Annotated in this window: 10 protein-coding genes; 5 read left to right on the top strand and 5 right to left on the bottom strand. The window is 44.2% G+C overall.

Annotated elements, in window-relative coordinates:
• Positions 1-59: 59 nt before the first annotated feature.
• A complete protein-coding gene (gene gcvP, locus Q9312_RS11335; RefSeq protein ID WP_309200962.1) occupies positions 60-2939 on the top strand; it encodes an aminomethyl-transferring glycine dehydrogenase in 2880 nt (959 codons plus the stop codon).
• Positions 2940-3022: 83 nt separating this feature from the next.
• Here the strand turns inward: gcvP and Q9312_RS11340 are convergent, their stop codons facing one another.
• Positions 3023-3877, bottom strand: coding sequence for a LytR/AlgR family response regulator transcription factor (locus Q9312_RS11340; RefSeq protein WP_309200963.1), 855 nt, complete (start codon positions 3875-3877; stop codon positions 3023-3025).
• A 194-nt stretch (positions 3878-4071) separates the two neighbouring features.
• Between Q9312_RS11340 and Q9312_RS11345 the strand changes: the two genes are divergently transcribed.
• The 3 genes from Q9312_RS11345 to Q9312_RS11355 all read left to right on the top strand — a co-directional run bounded on the left by Q9312_RS11345 (position 4072) and on the right by Q9312_RS11355 (position 9644).
• Positions 4072-5268 (top strand): acyltransferase family protein, encoded by a 1197-nt coding sequence (locus Q9312_RS11345; RefSeq protein ID WP_309200964.1) that lies wholly within the window; start codon positions 4072-4074, stop codon positions 5266-5268.
• A 218-nt stretch (positions 5269-5486) separates the two neighbouring features.
• The gene (locus tag Q9312_RS11350) at positions 5487-8576 is read left to right on the top strand and encodes an efflux RND transporter permease subunit (RefSeq protein WP_309200965.1); all 3090 of its coding nucleotides are present in this window, start codon (positions 5487-5489) and stop codon (positions 8574-8576) included.
• A gap of 3 nt (positions 8577-8579) precedes the next feature.
• A complete protein-coding gene (locus tag Q9312_RS11355) occupies positions 8580-9644 on the top strand; it encodes an efflux RND transporter periplasmic adaptor subunit (RefSeq protein ID WP_309200966.1) in 1065 nt (354 codons plus the stop codon).
• Positions 9645-9651: 7 nt separating this feature from the next.
• On the opposite strand, the gene Q9312_RS11360 is transcribed toward Q9312_RS11355, so the two are convergent.
• Positions 9652-10092, bottom strand: a complete 441-nt coding sequence (locus Q9312_RS11360) for an MgtC/SapB family protein (protein ID WP_309200967.1) — start codon at positions 10090-10092, stop codon at positions 9652-9654.
• 152 nt (positions 10093-10244) lie between these two features.
• Here Q9312_RS11360 and Q9312_RS11365 point away from each other — a divergent pair, with 152 nt between their 5' ends.
• The gene (locus Q9312_RS11365) at positions 10245-12410 is read left to right on the top strand and encodes a patatin-like phospholipase family protein (protein ID WP_309200968.1); all 2166 of its coding nucleotides are present in this window, start codon (positions 10245-10247) and stop codon (positions 12408-12410) included.
• 65 nt (positions 12411-12475) lie between these two features.
• Here the strand turns inward: Q9312_RS11365 and Q9312_RS11370 are convergent, their stop codons facing one another.
• From Q9312_RS11370 to Q9312_RS11380, 3 genes are all read right to left on the bottom strand, one after another.
• Positions 12476-15586 (bottom strand): efflux RND transporter permease subunit, encoded by a 3111-nt coding sequence (locus Q9312_RS11370; protein ID WP_309200969.1) that lies wholly within the window; start codon positions 15584-15586, stop codon positions 12476-12478.
• A 2-nt stretch (positions 15587-15588) separates the two neighbouring features.
• Positions 15589-16617 carry an efflux RND transporter periplasmic adaptor subunit gene (locus Q9312_RS11375; RefSeq protein WP_309200970.1) on the bottom strand — a complete coding sequence of 343 codons (1029 nt, stop codon included), beginning with the start codon at positions 16615-16617 and terminating at the stop codon, positions 15589-15591.
• A 179-nt stretch (positions 16618-16796) separates the two neighbouring features.
• Positions 16797-18638: a DUF885 domain-containing protein gene (locus tag Q9312_RS11380; RefSeq protein WP_309200971.1), complete on the bottom strand. Its 1842-nt coding sequence runs from the start codon at positions 18636-18638 to the stop codon at positions 16797-16799.
• Between the last annotated feature and the right edge of the window lie 426 nt (positions 18639-19064).

Consider the following 19064-nt stretch of genomic DNA (forward strand, 5'->3'; position numbering starts at 1 on the left):
TTACCACCCAGTACCCTTAACTGTCGGAAAAAGTGGCACCGAAACCATGGGAAGATGTCATGACGCAACACAACCAACCTTCTTTAACTGAACTGGAAAATGCCTCCGAGTTTGTCAGTCGCCACCTAGGCCCAAGCCTTGATGAACAAGCCGCCATGTTAGAGGCACTGGGACTTACATCACTCGATGAATTGGTCGAGCAAACGGTTCCTAAGAAAATTCAACTTCCCGAAGCCCTTCCGTTACCGGCCGCTAAAAGCGAGTCGGATGCTTTAGCCTATTTACACAACTTGGCGCGTCAAAATAAAGTCAATAAGTCGTATATTGGAATGGGTTACTACAACGTTAAAACCCCAACCGTCATTCAACGCAACGTGTTAGAAAATCCAGGCTGGTACACCGCTTACACACCTTATCAACCAGAAGTTGCGCAAGGTCGTCTTGAAGCCATCATTAACTTTCAACAAGTTGCTATTGATCTAACCGGATTAGAACTTGCTAGCGCATCATTATTAGATGAGGCGACGGCGGCCGCCGAAGCAATGGCTCTCGCAAAGCGGGTGTCTAAAAATAAAAAGTCGAATCTATTTTTCATCGATGAAAATGCGTTTCCGCAAACCATCGATGTTATGCGTGCTCGTGCCGAGTACTTCGGTTTCGAATTGATTTATGGCCCTGCTGCAGACGCTGCTAATCACGATGTCTTTGGCGCACTTTTACAGTACCCAGACAAACATGGCGAAATCAATAACCTTGAAGCATTGATCACTGAATTACACGATAAGAAAGCCATCGTTTCTGTCGCCGCCGATATCTACAGCTTGGTTCTATTAAAGTCACCTGGCGAAATGGGCGCCGATGTGGTTCTTGGATCAGCACAACGTTTTGGCGTGCCAATGGGCTTTGGTGGTCCACATGCCGCATTCTTTGCCACACGTGATGCCTACAAACGAGCTTTGCCTGGACGCATTATCGGTGTTTCAAAAGATTTGAGAGACAATCAAGCGTTACGTATGGCAATGCAAACTCGCGAGCAACACATTCGCCGTGAGAAAGCGACTTCAAATATTTGTACCGCCCAAGTATTACTCGCCAACATGGCTTCGTTCTATGCGGTTTATCATGGTCCTGACGGTTTAAAGCGAATCGCTCAACGAATTAACCGATTAACCAGCGTTTTAGCCATCGCGTTGCAAAACGTCGGAATTAAACTCGCTAATCAACATTGGTTCGATACCCTAACATTTACCGTATCTGACAGTGCTGCGGTTCTAAAACGTGCTTACGCTGAAGGCGTCAATCTACGCAATGACAGCAACAACCAACTGGGCGTTTCTATTGACGAAACCACCAGCCTTGATGACATTGCTCAATTAGTTACGATTATTACCGGTGAAGCTAGCGCGTTAGATGCGTGCATTGAAAAGGCGCAAACTTATAGCAGCTTCCCGAATGAACTCGCACGTACCAGCACATATTTAACGCATCCAGTCTTTAACAGTTATCACTCTGAGACCGAAATGTTGCGTTATCTTAAGCGTTTAGAAAACAAAGATCTTTCATTGACTCACTCAATGATTGCTTTGGGTTCTTGCACCATGAAGCTCAATGCTACATCAGAAATGATTCCGGTTACTTGGCCTGAATTTGCCAATATGCATCCTTTTGCACCACAAGAGCAAACCCTTGGCTACGACAAAATGATTGCGGAGTTGTCTGACTGGTTAATTACCATCACCGGCTACGACGCTCTGTCGATGCAGCCTAATTCAGGTGCTCAAGGCGAATATGCTGGCTTACTTGCCATTATGAAATACCATGAGAGTCGCGGTGAAGGTCATCGCAATATTTGTTTGATCCCAAGTTCTGCACACGGAACGAACCCAGCCAGTGCTCAAATGGCCAATATGAAAGTGGTTGTGGTTGACTGTGACGACAAAGGTAATGTTGATATGGATGACCTTCGCAGTAAAGCCGAAGCCATGTCAGATAACTTAGCTGCCATCATGGTAACCTATCCATCGACTCACGGTGTCTACGAAGAATCAATCAAAGATATTTGTGAGATTGTTCATCAACATGGTGGCCAAGTCTACTTAGACGGCGCCAACATGAATGCGCAAGTTGCGATCACTGCGCCAGGGTATATTGGCTCCGACGTATCTCACTTAAATCTGCATAAAACATTCTGTATTCCTCACGGTGGCGGTGGCCCAGGCATGGGACCCATCGGCGTTAAGTCGCACCTTGCACCTTTCTTACCAAACCATGCGGTGCGAAAAATTGAAAATACTGGTGCTGACAATGGTGCTGTTGCTGCAGCCCCTTATGGTAGCGCTTCAATATTGCCGATTAGCTGGATGTACATTGCCATGATGGGTGGTGCGGGTTTACGCAACGCGACTGAGATGGCGCTGCTTAATGCCAATTACATGGCAAAACGACTGTCAGAGCATTACCCGATACTATACACAGGCCGTAACGATCGTGTTGCCCACGAATGCATCATCGACTTGCGCCCGATCAAAGCCGAAACCGGTGTCACTGAGGTTGATATTGCCAAACGGCTCATGGACTTTGGCTTTCATGCGCCAACCATGAGTTTCCCTGTTGCAGGAACCTTAATGATCGAGCCGACCGAGTCAGAATCAAAAGCTGAACTCGACCGCTTTATTGATGCCATGATTGCAATCAAAGAAGAGGTGAATCGCATTGCTGCTGGCGATCTTGATCGCGAACACAACCCATTAAAATTTGCACCACACACACCCGTTGATGTTGCAAATTGGGATCGTAAATACAGCATCGCTGAAGCTTGCTTCCCATTCCAAGATCAATTAACCAGTAAGTTCTGGCCAACGGTTAATCGTATTGATGATGTGTTTGGTGATCGTAATCTGATCTGTAGTTGCCCAGCCGTTGACGCTTATCGCGACTGATAACACTCGAATAAAAAAGCCGCGTTTAACGCGGCTTTTTTTATGCCTGAAATAAATAATGCTCGACGCTATTGCCTACTCAACTAAGAACTCATCAACGAGCGAAACTGTTCTTTGTAGCGACGCGATAATAAAAGTTCTTTGCCACTACTCAGCTGGACAACGCTATCACCACTCGGCAGAGGCGTGATCTCACTAACACAATCAAGATTCACCGCATGCGAACGATGAATACGAGCAAATCCCTTATCTGAGATCTTATCGATCAAACTTTTTAATGTGGTTCGCATCGGATAAATGCGCCCTTTGCTATGTAGATTGACATAATTGCCCGACGACTCTAGCCACTCTACATCGTCGACTTTAATGATAAATTCTTTCCCAAGCTTCTTAACCAGAAGGCGGTCAAATTGACCTTCATTATTGGGTTCTTCGTCGTTCACCACTATATTCGCCTCGCCTTGTAATCGAGAAACGATAAATCGATAGCTATGAATCACCGCCAGTAGAAAAATAAATGACCATAGGTCTTTTCGATATTCATACAAAAACTCATAACCCCAATGGCCAAACTGATACCTTTCGTCAACCAACCAATAGGTTGCTTTTCTTAACCCAACCATCATCAGTACATGCGCGGCCGAGTAAACCACAGACGCGGCTAAATACCTTAACGCGGTCACTCTGATCGCCTGCCAATTAAATGGGTATCGATCGATGAATCGAAGCAACAGCGGTAACAACAGAGCGGTCGCTATTGCACTGGTAAACTCCCAAAGAAATGGCTCCCAGAGAGCAAAATTGGGTGGTGATTCTCCGCGTAACGCTTCCATCACAATAGAGGTCGCAAGGATGATCGCATTGATAATAAAAAACGCCGACACCAATCCGATAACGTAATACGTTTGATGCTTTTGAAAGTGTTCGAGTCGTGTCATGGCCTAACTACTTGGTTCATCATAGCTGTCATTATATCGTCCAACGACTTCGATAGTAGATAGTTCAGGTAAATGCTCATCCCACTATACCGCCGCTTGTCCCTTCTTTCTGTTTTATAAGCCTTTTTTATCCACGCCTGGCACGCAAATGCTTAGCATTAATGCTGTTAAAGACTATGTCATCGAGGACCAAAATGGAATCAATCTATCCTAGCCGTCGGCATGATATCGACTGGCTACGCAACCTAGCGTTCATACTGCTTATTTTTTATCACATTGGAATGTACTACGTGGCCGACTGGGGATGGCACATCAAAAGCCAATACCAAAGTGAAGGCCTTCAAGATGTAATGATCCTGTTGAACCAGTGGCGAATGCCGCTTATTTTTATGATTTCTGGTATGGCGCTGAGTTTAGTTGAAGAGCGAATTCGTCCTTTCGCCCTACTGCGCTTGCGGTTTGTGCGCATATTTATACCCCTGGTGATTGGCATGTACTTGATTGTTGCCGTCCAACCCTACTACGAAGCGGTCACTCAGCTGGGTTATTCAGGATCTTTTACTGCCTTCTGGTGGGAATATATCAACCCGAATACGACACTCTACCCCGAGCATCACCATGGCCCACTTGGCCTGCTGACTTGGAATCACTTATGGTATCTCGCCTATTTATGGCACTACACTCTGGTTTATTTAGTGCTTCGTCCATTCTTGCGAGCAATCGCAAAGGCTTTAAGTGCCAGTAACGCTCCGTTGTACTTAATCATACTGTTGCCGCTTGTTCCATTAGTCACTTACATTCTATGGCTTTATCCCAAATTTCCAAGAACCCATGCCCTCGTAGATGATTGGTACACTCATGCCGTGTATTTCACCATTTTTCTGTACGGTTACTTTTTAGTGAAAATGCCCCGAGTATGGGAAACCATCATCGCTCGACGACACTATTTCCTCGCCTTCGCCTTACTCGGCTACGCTCTTATCATTGCCGAACGTCATGACCTCTTCTCTCTCGACGACCAGTCCATTTTCGATGAATGGCTGACCGCCTTTTGGATCTCTTTCAATCGCTGGAGTTGGTTACTGTTGGTAATTGGCTACGCTGGTGCCTACCTCAATAAACCCAGTCGCTGGTCAAGCTATTTGAATGAAGCTGTTTTGCCTTGGTACATTTTGCATCAGAGCGTGATCATGGTGATCGCTATGCAACTGGCACCATTCAAGTTTGGAGGCATCATTGAACCCCTGCTGTTGAGTGTTTTCACATTTTGTCTGTGTGCTGCGCTTTATGCAGTGATTCGGCGAGTTAACCTTTTAAGGTTTTGTTTTGGTATGAAGTTATCTTCAAATCGGGCAAGGTTGGAGAACACTCTCGCATCGTCCACCCGTTAAACCGATTTAATCATCGTTTTGCTACCCCGCCATCAAGCAATTCATGGCGGGAAGCGGCCACTCTCGAGAGCACTTTTTAAAACGCTTTGTTCTAACCAGAGCCGTTCAGATGTCTCACCAACAATTTGTTACGAATTCTCTCGTTACGATACATCTATTAAACAGAAGTTAAAGTCGTTTTGGTCGAGGATCTATTTATTTGCTGCTGCGATAACTCCATGAATATAACTCGCCAATCTTTAAAGAACCCGGCTGCGGTCATCGTGATGACGCTCCTTTTGCTCGTCTTTGGCGGGATCAGCGGACTCAAACTTCCGATTCAGTTAACTCCCGACATTGAACAACCACAAATTACCGTTTCGTCTGGATGGCGTTCGGCAGCACCAGAAGAAATCGAAGCCGTCATCCTTGAACCGCTGGAAAATGCGGTCAAAAATACTCCCGGCGTAATCGACGTCAGCACCAACATCAATCGAGGGTTTGGCAACATCGTACTAACCTTTGATGTCGGAGCCGATATGCAGCAAGCCATGCTGAATGTGTTAAATAACCTTAACCAAGCACCGCCGCTACCGATCGATGCCGCCGAACCTGTCGTCTCAGCAGCCGGCACAGGACAAAATGCGCCGAATGCCGCCTCATTGCTCATTCGACCAATCGAAGGCAGTGACATTGATGATGTGACACAATTTCAAAAGCTCATCGATGATGTTGTCGAACCACGCTTATCTCGAATTCCGGGCGTTGGCATTGTGAATTTAAACTCACGACGACCAAAAGAATTGCGCATTAGCTTCGACCCTTACAAAGCCGCTTCACTCGGCTTATCCATTAATCAAATTAGCTCAACCATTGCCCGTTCAAATGATGCCTCTGGTGGGTTTGCCGATGTTGGTCGCCGCCAATACACCGTCAGGTTTGCCGGACAATATGACGTTGATACCATGGGCGATATGATAGTTGGCTACTCCGCCAACCGCCCGATAGCGCTGAAAGAAGTCGCCACAGTCGCAGTTACTCAACAAGATCGCTTCGGCTTTACGTTGCGCAATGGCATGCCCGGTTATTACATCACCGTCCCTCGCACCAACGGCTCTAACACCGTCGATGTTCTTGATGAAATCAACCAAGCGATCGATGAATTGAATCGAGGTCCACTCCGTGCGGTTGGGCTGACCATTGATTTAAGTTTCGACGCTTCGGTGCACATTCGAAATGCACTAGAGCTGGTTAAAGGCAACTTAGGACTCGGCGTGCTGCTTGCGCTTAGCATCCTTTGGTTGTTTTTACGCGGGTTAAGACCCACCTTGATCATCGCTATTACCATACCCATCGCTGTCGCAGTTTCATTTATCGTGCTTAACCTTCTTGGCCGCAGCCTCAATGTTATTTCATTAGCAGGTTTAGCCTTCTCAGTGGGGCTCGTACTGGATGCGGCCATTATCGTTCAAGAGAACATTGTTCGCCTGCGCAGCCAAGGCCTTGACGATCACAAAGCCGTTCTCAAGGGCAGTCTACAAGTTGCCGGAGCCTTGTTTGCGTCGACGGCTACGACGGTCGCCATCTTCTTACCCATTATGTTTATGCAGGGTATTGAAGGACAGTTATTTTCTGATCTCGCATTGACGCTATCCGTTGCGGTCATTTCTTCTCTGCTTACCGCACTCAGTGTTTTACCAGTGATCAGTCGATTTGGTTTGAAGCAAACTACCAGCCGCGATGCTTGGATGCCCTATTGGGAAAAACTTGCTGAGTGGGTCGCTCGAAAAACCGACACGCAATGGTCTCGGTCACTCTGGATTATCGGCTTATTAGGTGGCTCGGTGATCATCACAGCAACCATGATGCCTCGTACCGACTTTATGCCACGAGCACCCATTGATGGCTTTTTCTTCAACTTAAGCATGCCACCGGGTGGTAATTTACAATTCTTAGAAGAAGAACTTGCCGACCGTGTGAAACAACGATTAAGCCCTTACCTCAGTGGAGAAAAACAACCTAAGATCAAAAGCTATAATTTCTACTCTTTCGGACCTGGCGCCAGTGGTGGTTTCATTTACTCCGATGATCCCACTCGCGTCGAAGAGTTAATGACCATTGTAAGAACAGAAGTCCTTGCCGATCTTCCTGATACTCAAGTATTTTTATTCCGCGGCTCGATGATCAATCTGCGCGGAGGCAACGGGCGTTCGATCAGTCTTGATATTCAAGGCCCAGAAATTGAGACACTGATGGACACCGCCGCTAAAGGAATGTCTTTATTGCAACAGTCATTGCCACAGGCAACTGCTCGACCCATTCCAGGGCTTGCACTATCAGAGCCAGAATTACAATTGCAACCCAACGACCGGCGAATCACCCAAGCCGGTCTCGACCGCGCGACTCTTGCCAATGTACTGCGAGCCTATACCGGTGGACTGTTCGTGAGTGAATATTTTAATGGCAATGAGCGGATGAATGTCATACTGCGGGGAGAACAATGGTATACGCCTGAAGAATTAGCGTCTTTACCAATCTACACTCCCTTAGCTGGCATTCAAACCATTGGTGAATTAACTCGCATAGAGCGCACCGTCGGACCAACACAATTACGCCGTGTTAACGGTCGTCGTACGGTTAGCCTCATTATCAATCCACCCGCCGATATGTCTCTTGAAGAAACGATCGAAATTCTTGAAAGTGATGTGTTACCCAGTTTACGCGCAGATTTGCCCGACGATGTCAGTTTAATTGTGAGTGGTAGCGCAAACCAATTACATTCTGCCATCACTGAAATGGCGACCAACTTTACCTTAGCTATTCTCATTCTTTTAATGTTAATGGCGGCTTTATTTAGAAGCTTAAAAGACAGTATTTTAGTGTTGATGGTCATGCCCCTCGCGGTTGCTGGAGGCGTATTAGCATTATGGTTGCTGAATTTATTTACCTTTCAATCTTTAGACTTGCTCACCATGATTGGTTTCATCATCTTATTAGGACTGGTGGTCAATAACGCCATCTTGCTGGTTGATCAAACACGCCAAGCACAAGCATCTGGAAGCACCTTGCGAGACGCGGTAAGTGAAGCGGTAAAAATCCGCGCACGCCCCGTTTATATGAGCTCATTAACCAGTTTATTTGGCATGCTTCCGCTGATGTTAATTCCCGGCGTAGGCTCAGAAATCTATCGCGGTTTAGCAACGGTTATTGTGGGTGGTATGACCCTAACCACGCTTTTCACATTGATTCTTATGCCGGCGTTATTACGCTTTCAGTTCAACGTTGCCTTCAAGCCAAAGTACTCCAGCATTGCCTCACAAAAGGTTTAAATTATGACTAAACAATTCACATCTGCTTTACTCTCAATCGGTTTACTGTTTAACAGCAGTTTAATGTTGGCTGCAGAAGCGCCTGCCCGACCGGTCAAAGTGCTTGAAGTAAAATCTTCCGATATTTCTCCGACTTTTGATGTTTTAGGTACAGTGCACAGTCGCAATCGCGTGTCTGTTACCGCTGGCGTGAATGGAAAGTTAGAATTTGTCGCTGAGCCCGGTAGCTATGTGTTGCAAGGCGATCCAGTTGCCCGAATCGAGCAATTACCATTGCAGTTACAACTAGCCGAACAGCAGGCGCAATTAAAACGAGCGCAAATTAACTTGGCTTATCTACAACGAGAATTGAACCGGCAAAAAGAATTACGCAAACAAAATAATACGTCGGAATACCAACTCGAACAAACGCAGTCGCAATACGAGTTGGCTAAATCTGATTTAGAAATAGCTCAACTAAAACTCAAACAAATTGATGATCAATTGTCACGAACGGTGATACTTGCGCCATTTAGCGGCGTCGTTACCGAACGGCTTAAAAGAGCGGGCAGTGACGTCAATCGCAGTGAAGAACTTTTGCAACTACTTGATACGACAAAACTCGAAGTCCGCGCCTTTGCTCCGATACGTTATTTAAGCCAAATCAGCCCTCAATCATCAGCCACACTGGTTTCAGTTGAAGACTCAACCGTGCAGCGTCAAGTTGCTCAAACTACGGTTATTCCAGCGGCGGACCCGCGTTCACAAACCTTTGAGATTCGAATTACCTTGCCCAGCGATAGTCACACACTGTGGGCATCTGGCCAGCTGATTAAAGTTCGAGTGCCGTTAGCACAAGAACGCATTTCTTTAAGCGTACACCGCGATGCGTTAATTTTGCGTCGAGACGGCACTTATGTCGTTAAAGTGAATGAGAATAATCAGGTGGAACGAATTAAGGTTACTGTTGGCCAAGGACAGGGAAACTGGGTTAACGTCACCGGCTCGTTAAAAGCCGGTGAGAAAGTCGTGATACGCGGAGGTGAACGATTAAGAGGTGGTGAGACGGTTGTTATTCAGACATCGTGATCACGTTTTACTCATCGACTTTAGGATCTTGTTTTAATTCTTTTACGTAACGTAGCGTCACAAAGTTTATCATCGAAAGAAGCGCAGCAATTTCGTAACGGCTGAATGCTACCGCCACACCAATAATGCCAGTATTCCAAATACTGGCAGCCGTAGCCGTTCCACTCACGCTGCTTTTATTTTTTAGTATCGCTCCGCCACCGATAAAACCGATACCCGTAATAATACCCTGAATTACTTTACCTTCAGCCTCCGTTGAATCAAGAACCGACATACCTATCAAGGCATATCCACACGCAGCAACGGCCACTAAAGGAAACGTTCTCAAGCCAGCGCCATGCTTGCTACCATCGCGATCGAATGCCATTGGGAGTGCTAGTAAATACGCGACCCCTAAGTGGATTAAGTTGAACAACATTTGGTTCCAATCTAGATTAATCGGGTCCATCACTTTCCCTTGTTGTTAGTTTCTTGACGAGCATTGATGACTAGTTATGACACATTCCTATCCACATTAGCAAATTCGTTTACCGCTTTGGCGTCATTGAGTTAGCCGCAAATTCGCTCTACACTGCGCACTTAAGCCATGGAGAATGACTTATGCGTTTAGGACTATTGTTACTGCTCATTGTTAGCGCAGAGTTGAGCTTTGCTCAAGATACAAAAATCGGATTAGCCCTTAGTGGTGGCGGAGCAAGAGGCGCGGCACATATTGGCGTATTAAGAGAACTTGAGCGTCAAAATATTTCCGTCGACTATATTGCTGGAACCAGTATGGGAGCGATTGTCGGCGCTCTCTATGCTAGTGGTTATAGTGTGGATGAGATTGAAGTCATTCTGCATTCTATTGACTGGGAAGCCGCATTTGATGACGAAGTAGCACGAGAGAAGTTTAGTTACCGACGAAAAATAGACAGTCGACGATTTATTTCATCCATACAAATTGGACTGGATGACGAGGGCTTTAAACTTCCAGCAGGCATCGTATCAGGACAGTCTATTGGGCTTATTTTGAATCGGCACTTGGCGCCTGTGTCGCATATTCAAGATTTCGATCAATTGGATATTCCTTTTCGGGCCGTTGCCACTAATTTGGTCGATGGAAAAGAAGAAGTGCTCGATCGAGGCTCTCTGGTTGAGGCCGTTACTGCGAGCATGTCCATTCCAGGTTTTCTGATTCCGATAGAGCGCGGCGATAAACTTCTGGTTGACGGCGGTATTGCCAATAACCTTCCTGTATCGGTTGTTAGAAACATGGGCGCTGATATTGTTATTGCCGTGGATATTAGTACGCCGTTATACCAACGAGATAAAATCAATGATGTCGTTGATGTCGCGGATCAATTAAGCAGTTTATTAACGCGTAAAAATACGTTACTGCAAATACAATCCTTAACCGAGCATGATGTATTAATTGTTCCCCAACTAGACGACATTGCCACCTCAGACTTCGCACGAGTAGCCGATGCAATACCTCGAGGAGAAGAGGCTGCACAAGCGTCAGAGAAATTAACCCGAATTGCTAGCCAATACGCCAAGCCATCTCAGCACAACCGTAAAGAAAACTGGTCTAAAACAACGAATTTAAAAGTAACTAAGATCATCATCAACAATGACTCGAATATTTCGAATGAACGCATTTTAAGTAAAGTCAGTCTCAAAGTTGGCGATACGTTTAACTTAAAGAAGCTTGAGCAAGATATCGATACCATTTATGGAATGGGCTATTTTAATTTAGTTCAATATGCACTTACCCCAACCAATGATGGTTACCAAGTATCGATCAATATAAAAGAAAAAAGCTGGGGGCCAAACTATTTAAGAGTGGGTTTTAATTTCAGCACGTCAGAAGACATTGACAGTCGCTTCAACTTTTCTAGCAACTATTTAATGAGCAACATTAATGACTACAACGGCGAACTGTCCTTTGATTTGACGTTTGGTAACGATAAAAAATTCACACTAGATTGGTATCAACCACTTGATACCATTTGGTCTCCGTTCCTTGAACTAGAAGGTTCCTTTATTTCAAATCAATACAATTTTTATAACGAGAATAATTTCGCCTTTGAACTGTCCACTCAATCTTACGAAACGGATTTATCCCTTGGATTTGAATTTGATAACTGGGGTGAGATGCGGGTTGGTGCTCGCTATATCGATGGTAAAGTTGAGCAAAAGGTAGGCACACCGCTGATCGATGTTCTCGATTACCGAGATGCCCTCGAGTATTTTAAAGTTGAAGTGGACACACTTGATAGTGTTTATTTTCCGCAGAAAGGTTTTTTATGGCGAACCAGCTACACTCGGAGCAATCCTTCTCTTGGTGCTCTAACGGACTATCATAAAAACCAAACACAAATAATTAAAGCATTTGAGTGGAATCATAATTCCATTACGATTGGTATGAACTACCAACGAAATAAGGGAAATCTAATTCCCCTCAACGCTTATTATCGCAGTGGTGGACTTCTTGACTTTAGTGGTTATGAAATTAATCAAATCACCTCGCAAAACAAAGCAAATACTCGAGCTACCTATATGCGAAAATTTATGCCCGCAGACTACCTCGACCTTTATCTGGGTCTCTCTTACGAAGAGGGCGTTATTTGGAATACTGATGAATCTCTTGATTGGGATAACGCTATTGAAGGATTCAGTATTTTCGTTGGAATGGATACACAACTTGGACCATTGTATTTAGGATACGGCCAAAATAACGACGATGCCAAGTCCTATTATTTGATGCTAGATAAATTGTTTTAGTCACGCTTTTAAACCAAACATTCTGAGAAAAACTCAGGCTGAAAAAATGTCAGCCTGAGATCATTTCACTTCACGTTTTCTTTAAGCTCTTTCTCTAACTGACGACTCACGGTAAGTGGCGACTGTGTATTTCCGGCCAATATTCGATAGGCAATCGGTACCACAAATAAAGTAAAGAAAGTTGCTGCGAATACGCCCGATAACATGACCACACCAATCATGATACGGGTTTCTGATCCTGCACCTGAGGCGAGCACTAAAGGAATTGCTCCTGCAACTGTCGTTAAACCGGTCATTACAATGGGTCTAAAACGAGTCTCCGTGGCCATTTTTAAAGCGGTGTCGAAATCATAACCTTTATCTCGCATCTGATTAGCAAACTCGACAATTAAAATACCATTCTTTGCTGCCAAGCCAACCAATATGATCAAACCAATTTGCGAATATATATTCAAAGTACCACCGGTTAAATACAGCCCTAATAATCCACCTCCCATAGCCAATGGAACGGTAAGAACAATGACGAAAGGATGAATGTAGCTTTCAAATTGAGCGGCCAATACTAAAAATACGACGGCCAACCCAAGTAAAAAAACGAACATAATAGAACTACCCGATTGAATAAAGTCTCTACTTTGTCCTTTGTAATCTATCACCGCAGTCTCTGGTAATTTTTCGCCAACTTGTTGCTCGAGATAAGCCAATGCTTCGCCCAAAGAGAAGCCCTCAGCAAGATTTGCTTCCAGTGTGATTGCGCGAATACGATTATACCGACTTAACCGTTCGGCAGCAGCGTACTCTCGTGTTTCAACTAAGTTTGATAATGGAATCAACTGCTGACTTTGTGACGATCGAACATAAATATTCTTTACGTCACTAATAGAACGCTGTTCATCTCGCTCACCTTCAACAATCACATCGTACTCTTCACCTCGATCGAGATAAGTCGTAACATTTCGACCACTCATCATGGTTTCTAAGGTTCGCCCAATCGATTGAATGGTCACTCCTAAGTCGGCCGCTCGCTCATAATTAACTGCAAAATCTATTTGTGGACGAGTTTCTTTGTAGTCGTCGTCAAGCCCAACAAAACCAGGATTATTTTCAGCTATCGATTGCGACAAAGTATCGCGCCATTCTGCGAGCTCTTCATAAGTCGAGCCTCCAATAACAAATTGTACGGGTTTGCCAGTTCCACCACCTAACCCTCGACGCATAATAGGAAAAGCTCTAACACCGGGCAAATCAGAAAGCCTTTGACGTACATCATTCATTATTGACCAAGCATCTCGACGTTGGCCCCAATCGTTTAATAACACGATGACAAACCCGCCGTTGAAGTTTTCAATACGACCAAAACCTCGGGGGGCTCGCACCAGTAATCGCCTAACTTCACCAGTATCCACATAGTGCATCAAACGCTTTTCAACTTCGTCCATGTACTCTTCTAAATATTGATAGCTTGAACCTTCCGGTGCCGAAATGCTGACAAAGAATGCGCCTCTATCTTCTTGCGGCGCAAACTCTTGGTCGATATTAGGATACAACCAAGAAACGAAACCGAGCAAAGACAGGAAGCCCAAAAACATAATTACTCGATGGCGCATGCACTTTTCAAGCAGACTTAGGTAGCCATTTCGCAACCACAATACAAAGTGTTCAAGTGAGAGCACAAAAATATTATGCGGCTTATCTTTTGTTTTTAATAGTTTCGAAGCCAGCATAGGCGATAAGGTCAAAGCAACCAATGACGAAAAAGCCACTGCGGTTGCAATAGTGATGGCAAATTCAGTAAATAATCGCCCTATATCTCCTTCTAAAAAGGTAATCGGAACAAACACTGCAATTAGAACGAGGGTCGTCGCTATTACCGCAAAGCCGACTTGGCGCGTGCCAATAAAAGCGCCCACCAAGGGCGTTTCTTTTTTCTCATGTATTCGCCGAACAATATTTTCTAAAACAACAATTGCATCATCAACGACCAGTCCTATTGCCAAAACTAACGCAAGTAAGGTAAGTAAATTGATGGTAAAGCCAAGCGCATACACCACAATAAACGTTGCAATAATAGAAACGGGTACCGTCACGGCAGGAATGATCATGGCCCGTGCGCTGCCTAAAAATAAATAGATCACCAAGATGACACACACAATCGCGATCAACAGCGTTGTGTAGACCTCATCAATCGCCGACTCAATAAATATTGAAGAGTCGTAGCTCTGTTCAATACTCATTCCTTGCGGCAAATTTTGGTTTAATCGCACAGTTAACTCTTTAACACCACGCGCGACTTCAATAGTATTTGCTGTCGATTGCTTGATAATACCAATACCGACCATGGGAATTTCATTTCCGCGGAAGAATAACCGATTTTCGGTTAGGCCTAACTCAACACGAGCGACATCACCTAAACGAATTAAATAACCGTTTTCACCTTCGGCAATAACCAACCGCGAGAAATCATCCGGATTTCGAAAGTTCCTTTCAATTCTGGCTTTGAAGATGCGTTCTTCTGATTCTAGACTACCCGCTGGCAATTCGATATTTTCACTGCGCAGGGCAGACTCAATATCATTAACCGTTATCCCTCGTGCGGCCATTTCTTGACGATCTAACCAGATACGCATTGCGTAGTTTTGTCCGCCACCGACTCGAACTCGTGCGACACCGTCTAGGGTAGAATATTGATCGACTAAATAACGCCTTGCATAATCCGTTAACTCAGGAACGCTCATTTTATCGCTGGCTAGATTCTGCCAAATAATCACGTCATCATTGCTATCTACCTTTTGAACTTCTGGCGGCTCAGCTTCTTCAGGAAGGTTGTCTTGAATGCCTGAAATGCGGTCTCGAATATCATTTGCTGCTGAATCAATATCTCTACCAACAGAAAACTCGATGGTGACATTTGACTCTCCATCTTGCGACGAAGATTGTATAAACTCGATGCCCTCAACCCCAGCAATTCTCTCTTCAATAAGTTGGGTTATTCGAGTTTCAACGATATTTGCGGGAGCACCAGGATAACGAACTTCGACCGTTACTACGGGCGGGTCAATATCTGGGTACTCGCGCAGCGGTAAGCGTTCAAATGAAAGTAACCCAAAAGCAATGAGCAGTAACGAAATAACCGAGGCAAAAACGGGTCGTCTAATCGATAGATCAGAAATCAACATAACTAACTACCCGACTTATTTAACATTTGTTTTAAGGTTTCATTATTTTTTTCTTCGGCTCTAATCGTGATTGGTTGTCCAGACTGAACGCGGTTAATTCCATGAACAATAATTTGATCCTTCTCTTGTAGGCCAGACAAGACCTCAACCTCTCCTTTTCGCCGCTTTCCTAAAGTAACCTCTATTCTCTCTGCAACCAATTGCTCACCGCTACGCTTGACTAAATAAATAAAATTTCGCGTGGCAGTGGGAAGCACCGATTCTTCAGGAATAACCAAGGTTTTACGCGGGTTTGCTTGTAGTTCGACACGCATGAGCAAACCGGGTTTCAGTTGATATTGATCATTGTTGATCAATGCTCGAACGACGACCGATCGAGTGACCGGATCGATTCGACTATCGACACTTGACACTTCACCACGAAACAATTGATTTTCAAAAGCTCGAGAGGTAGCTGCAATCGATAAACCCGGTTTCACGGCGGTAATAAACAAAGCTGGAATCGAAAAGTCTAACTTCATGATCGAGTCATCGTCGATGGTGGTCACCAGCGTACCTGGCTGAACAATGGCTCCCACGGATAAATTTCGTAACCCTACGACACCATCGAACGGTGCTCTAATTTTACGCTCATTAATTCTGGACTGAATCGCTTGCATTCTGGCTCTTGCCGTTTCGACCTCACGCTGCTGTTCATCTAATGTCGCTTGTGTCGCTGCATTTTTTCGAGCCAGGGGTTCTAGCCGTTTAACTTGTTTTAGAGCTTCGTTTAAGCGCGATTGTTCTTCAGCCAACTGAGATTGCTCTTCAGCGGAATCAAGCTCAACTAACACCTGACCTTGCTTAACTCGTTGTCCGTCAGAAAACAAAACCTTGGTGACGCGCTCGGTAACGCTAGACATTAAATCAACGCTCTCATTCGCCCTCAAAGTACCCAGTCCTTCAACTTCATCAATGAAGTCTACTTTATTCACTGTAGTAACAATCACGGGAGTTTCTGCAGCCGTGATATTCGCTACAGACAGCGCCAATAATACACATGTCAGCCTAAGCAAGGTTTTACCCCAATTAAATTAGTTTTATAGACATTAAATACTAGTCTACTTTGGTCAAAGAATACATTGAGTGAAATCGATAAGGATCATCGAAATAATTAATCAATAATCCTTATCTTGAGGAATAACACTTGGGCAATTAGAAATAGAATCGGCTAGGCTGATTTTGCCTCGCCTGCCAATGTCTTTTCAATATACTGATCGATAAGTTGCTCTAATATTTCTAATGGAACCGCGCCATTTTTTAACACCGCATCATGAAAGTCTCGTAAATCAAACTTATCACCTAGTTGCTCTTTGGCTTTTTCACGAAGCTCTAAAATCTTAATCATACCGACTTTATAGGCAGTTGCTTGACCGGGCATGACTATGTAGCGTTCTATTTCAGAAATAACATCACTTTCCGCCATTCCGGTGTTCGCCTTCATGTAATCAATCGCTTCTTGCCTGGTCCAGCGCTTGGCATGTAATCCAGTATCTACCACGAGTCGCACCGCTCGAAACAGTTCAGCTTGTAACCGGCCGATATTGTCAAACGGGTTCCTTTGAAAACCGAGCTCCCAAGCTAACCGTTCGGAATAGAGAGCCCACCCTTCTGTATAGGCAGTGAAAGGCGCGAACTTTCGAAATAACGGTAAGCCTTCTAACTCTTGCTGAATAGCTATTTGAAAATGATGCCCTGGAACCGCCTCATGGTAAGCCAAAGTGCGCATTCCATATTTCGGCGTTGCTTTAATATCATAAAGATTGGCATAAAAAGTCCCTGGTCTTGAACCATCCAGTGCAGGCCCTTGATAGTAGGCACCTGGTGAGGTTTTCTCCTTAAACTCAGGAATGCGCTTTACGGCGACGCCAGCTTCTGGTCGAATACGAAATGCTTGCTCTAGACCTTGATTGATTTCATCAATGATTTTTTGATAATCATCGAGGATCTGCTGACGACCTGCATCGCTATCTGGATAATAAAATTTTGGCTGCTCAGCCAATTCATTCATGGCTACCGTAAAGCCTGAAGAGATATCGAATCCTTGAGACTCGAGAATAGTGAGCATTTCACCTTGAATACGAGCCACTTCATCAAGACCCGTTTGGTGAATTTGATCCGGCGTATAGTCAGTCGTGGTAAATAGCTTCAGTGCAACTCGATAAGCTTGGTCACCATTCGGTAGCTTCCAAATTCCGTCATCATCGTTTGCTTTGTCACCCAAGGCTTCAAAATAATTAATAAAAGAATCATACGCTGGGTGAACACTGTCAGTAATAGCCAATTTGGCGTCCGCTAATATGCGTTCACGATCTTGCTCTGGTAAACCGGCGTCACGCATTTTCTTTTCTAGTGACGTATATAAAATATTTTCTTCGATCGGTTGATCAACAAAGGTATTCATTTCTTCTAATACACGATCAATCACAAAACGGGGTGGAATAATATTGTTTTGCTCTCTTAAAATCAGGCCTTCCTTTATTTGCGAAAACTTAGTTTTAACGGCTCTTAAACGACTCACATAGTCTTCCGCATCTTCTATTTCATGAATTTGATGTTGACCATCCATAAAAGAAGGAAAATTAGATTGAGCACCAAAAAGCTGATTAACTGGATAATTGTGAAAACGATAAGGTTCTAAGGCTAAAGCATAATCCATCAAATACAGCATAATATCTTTTGATAGTTGTTCGTCTTGATCGAGGTCTTGATAGCTCAGCAGCATCGTGCGGTATTCACGTACTTTGTCAAAAATTTCGTCGGTGCGTTCTGGGCTAGCATCATCGAGTTTGCTTTGATGACCTTTTATTCCAATATTTTCGAGTACGTGGATGCTGGTTAAAGTTTCAGGACTGTCTTTTACCATTTCATAAACAACACGGTGAAAGAAAAAGCCGATATTCGAAGGACGATTATTCAGGTTATACCAAACCAGAGAACCAATGGTTAAGCTTCCAAGAATGATCAGAGAAATAATGACGACAAACAGCCAAAAGAATATTTTCTTAAACATGATTCCATCCCCAGTTTTGTAATTTTTATAATGATGCAAACCGAATCCTTCAAATTATCAAAATTTGAGTCAATAGGGCAGCAAAAAGTTATTGCAAAATGATTCAAAAGGGAAGAAATAAAAAAGCCCCGAAATTATCGGGGCAAAATTAGGGGTCGAAATATCAGTCAGTTCAACTAGGATGAAAACTAAATTGAGTACTGCAACCTGAATGCATCAGTAAAACGAAGCCAACTCTCGGTAATGAACCTACGCTTATTGTGTGCCTTCTACGAAAGAATGCACTACGAGAAACTCAATACAAGATAGCAACGTTAACTCAGCATCAACATTAGCTTTCGGAATCCACACTAATCAGATCTTTGTACCTTGAAAAGGCTTGGCCAAAGGATTTGAGAAATGTTTATCATTTTGCATCACATTCAT

This window comes from Pleionea litopenaei (genome assembly GCF_031198435.1).
GTDB lineage: Bacteria > Pseudomonadota > Gammaproteobacteria > Enterobacterales > Kangiellaceae > Pleionea > Pleionea litopenaei.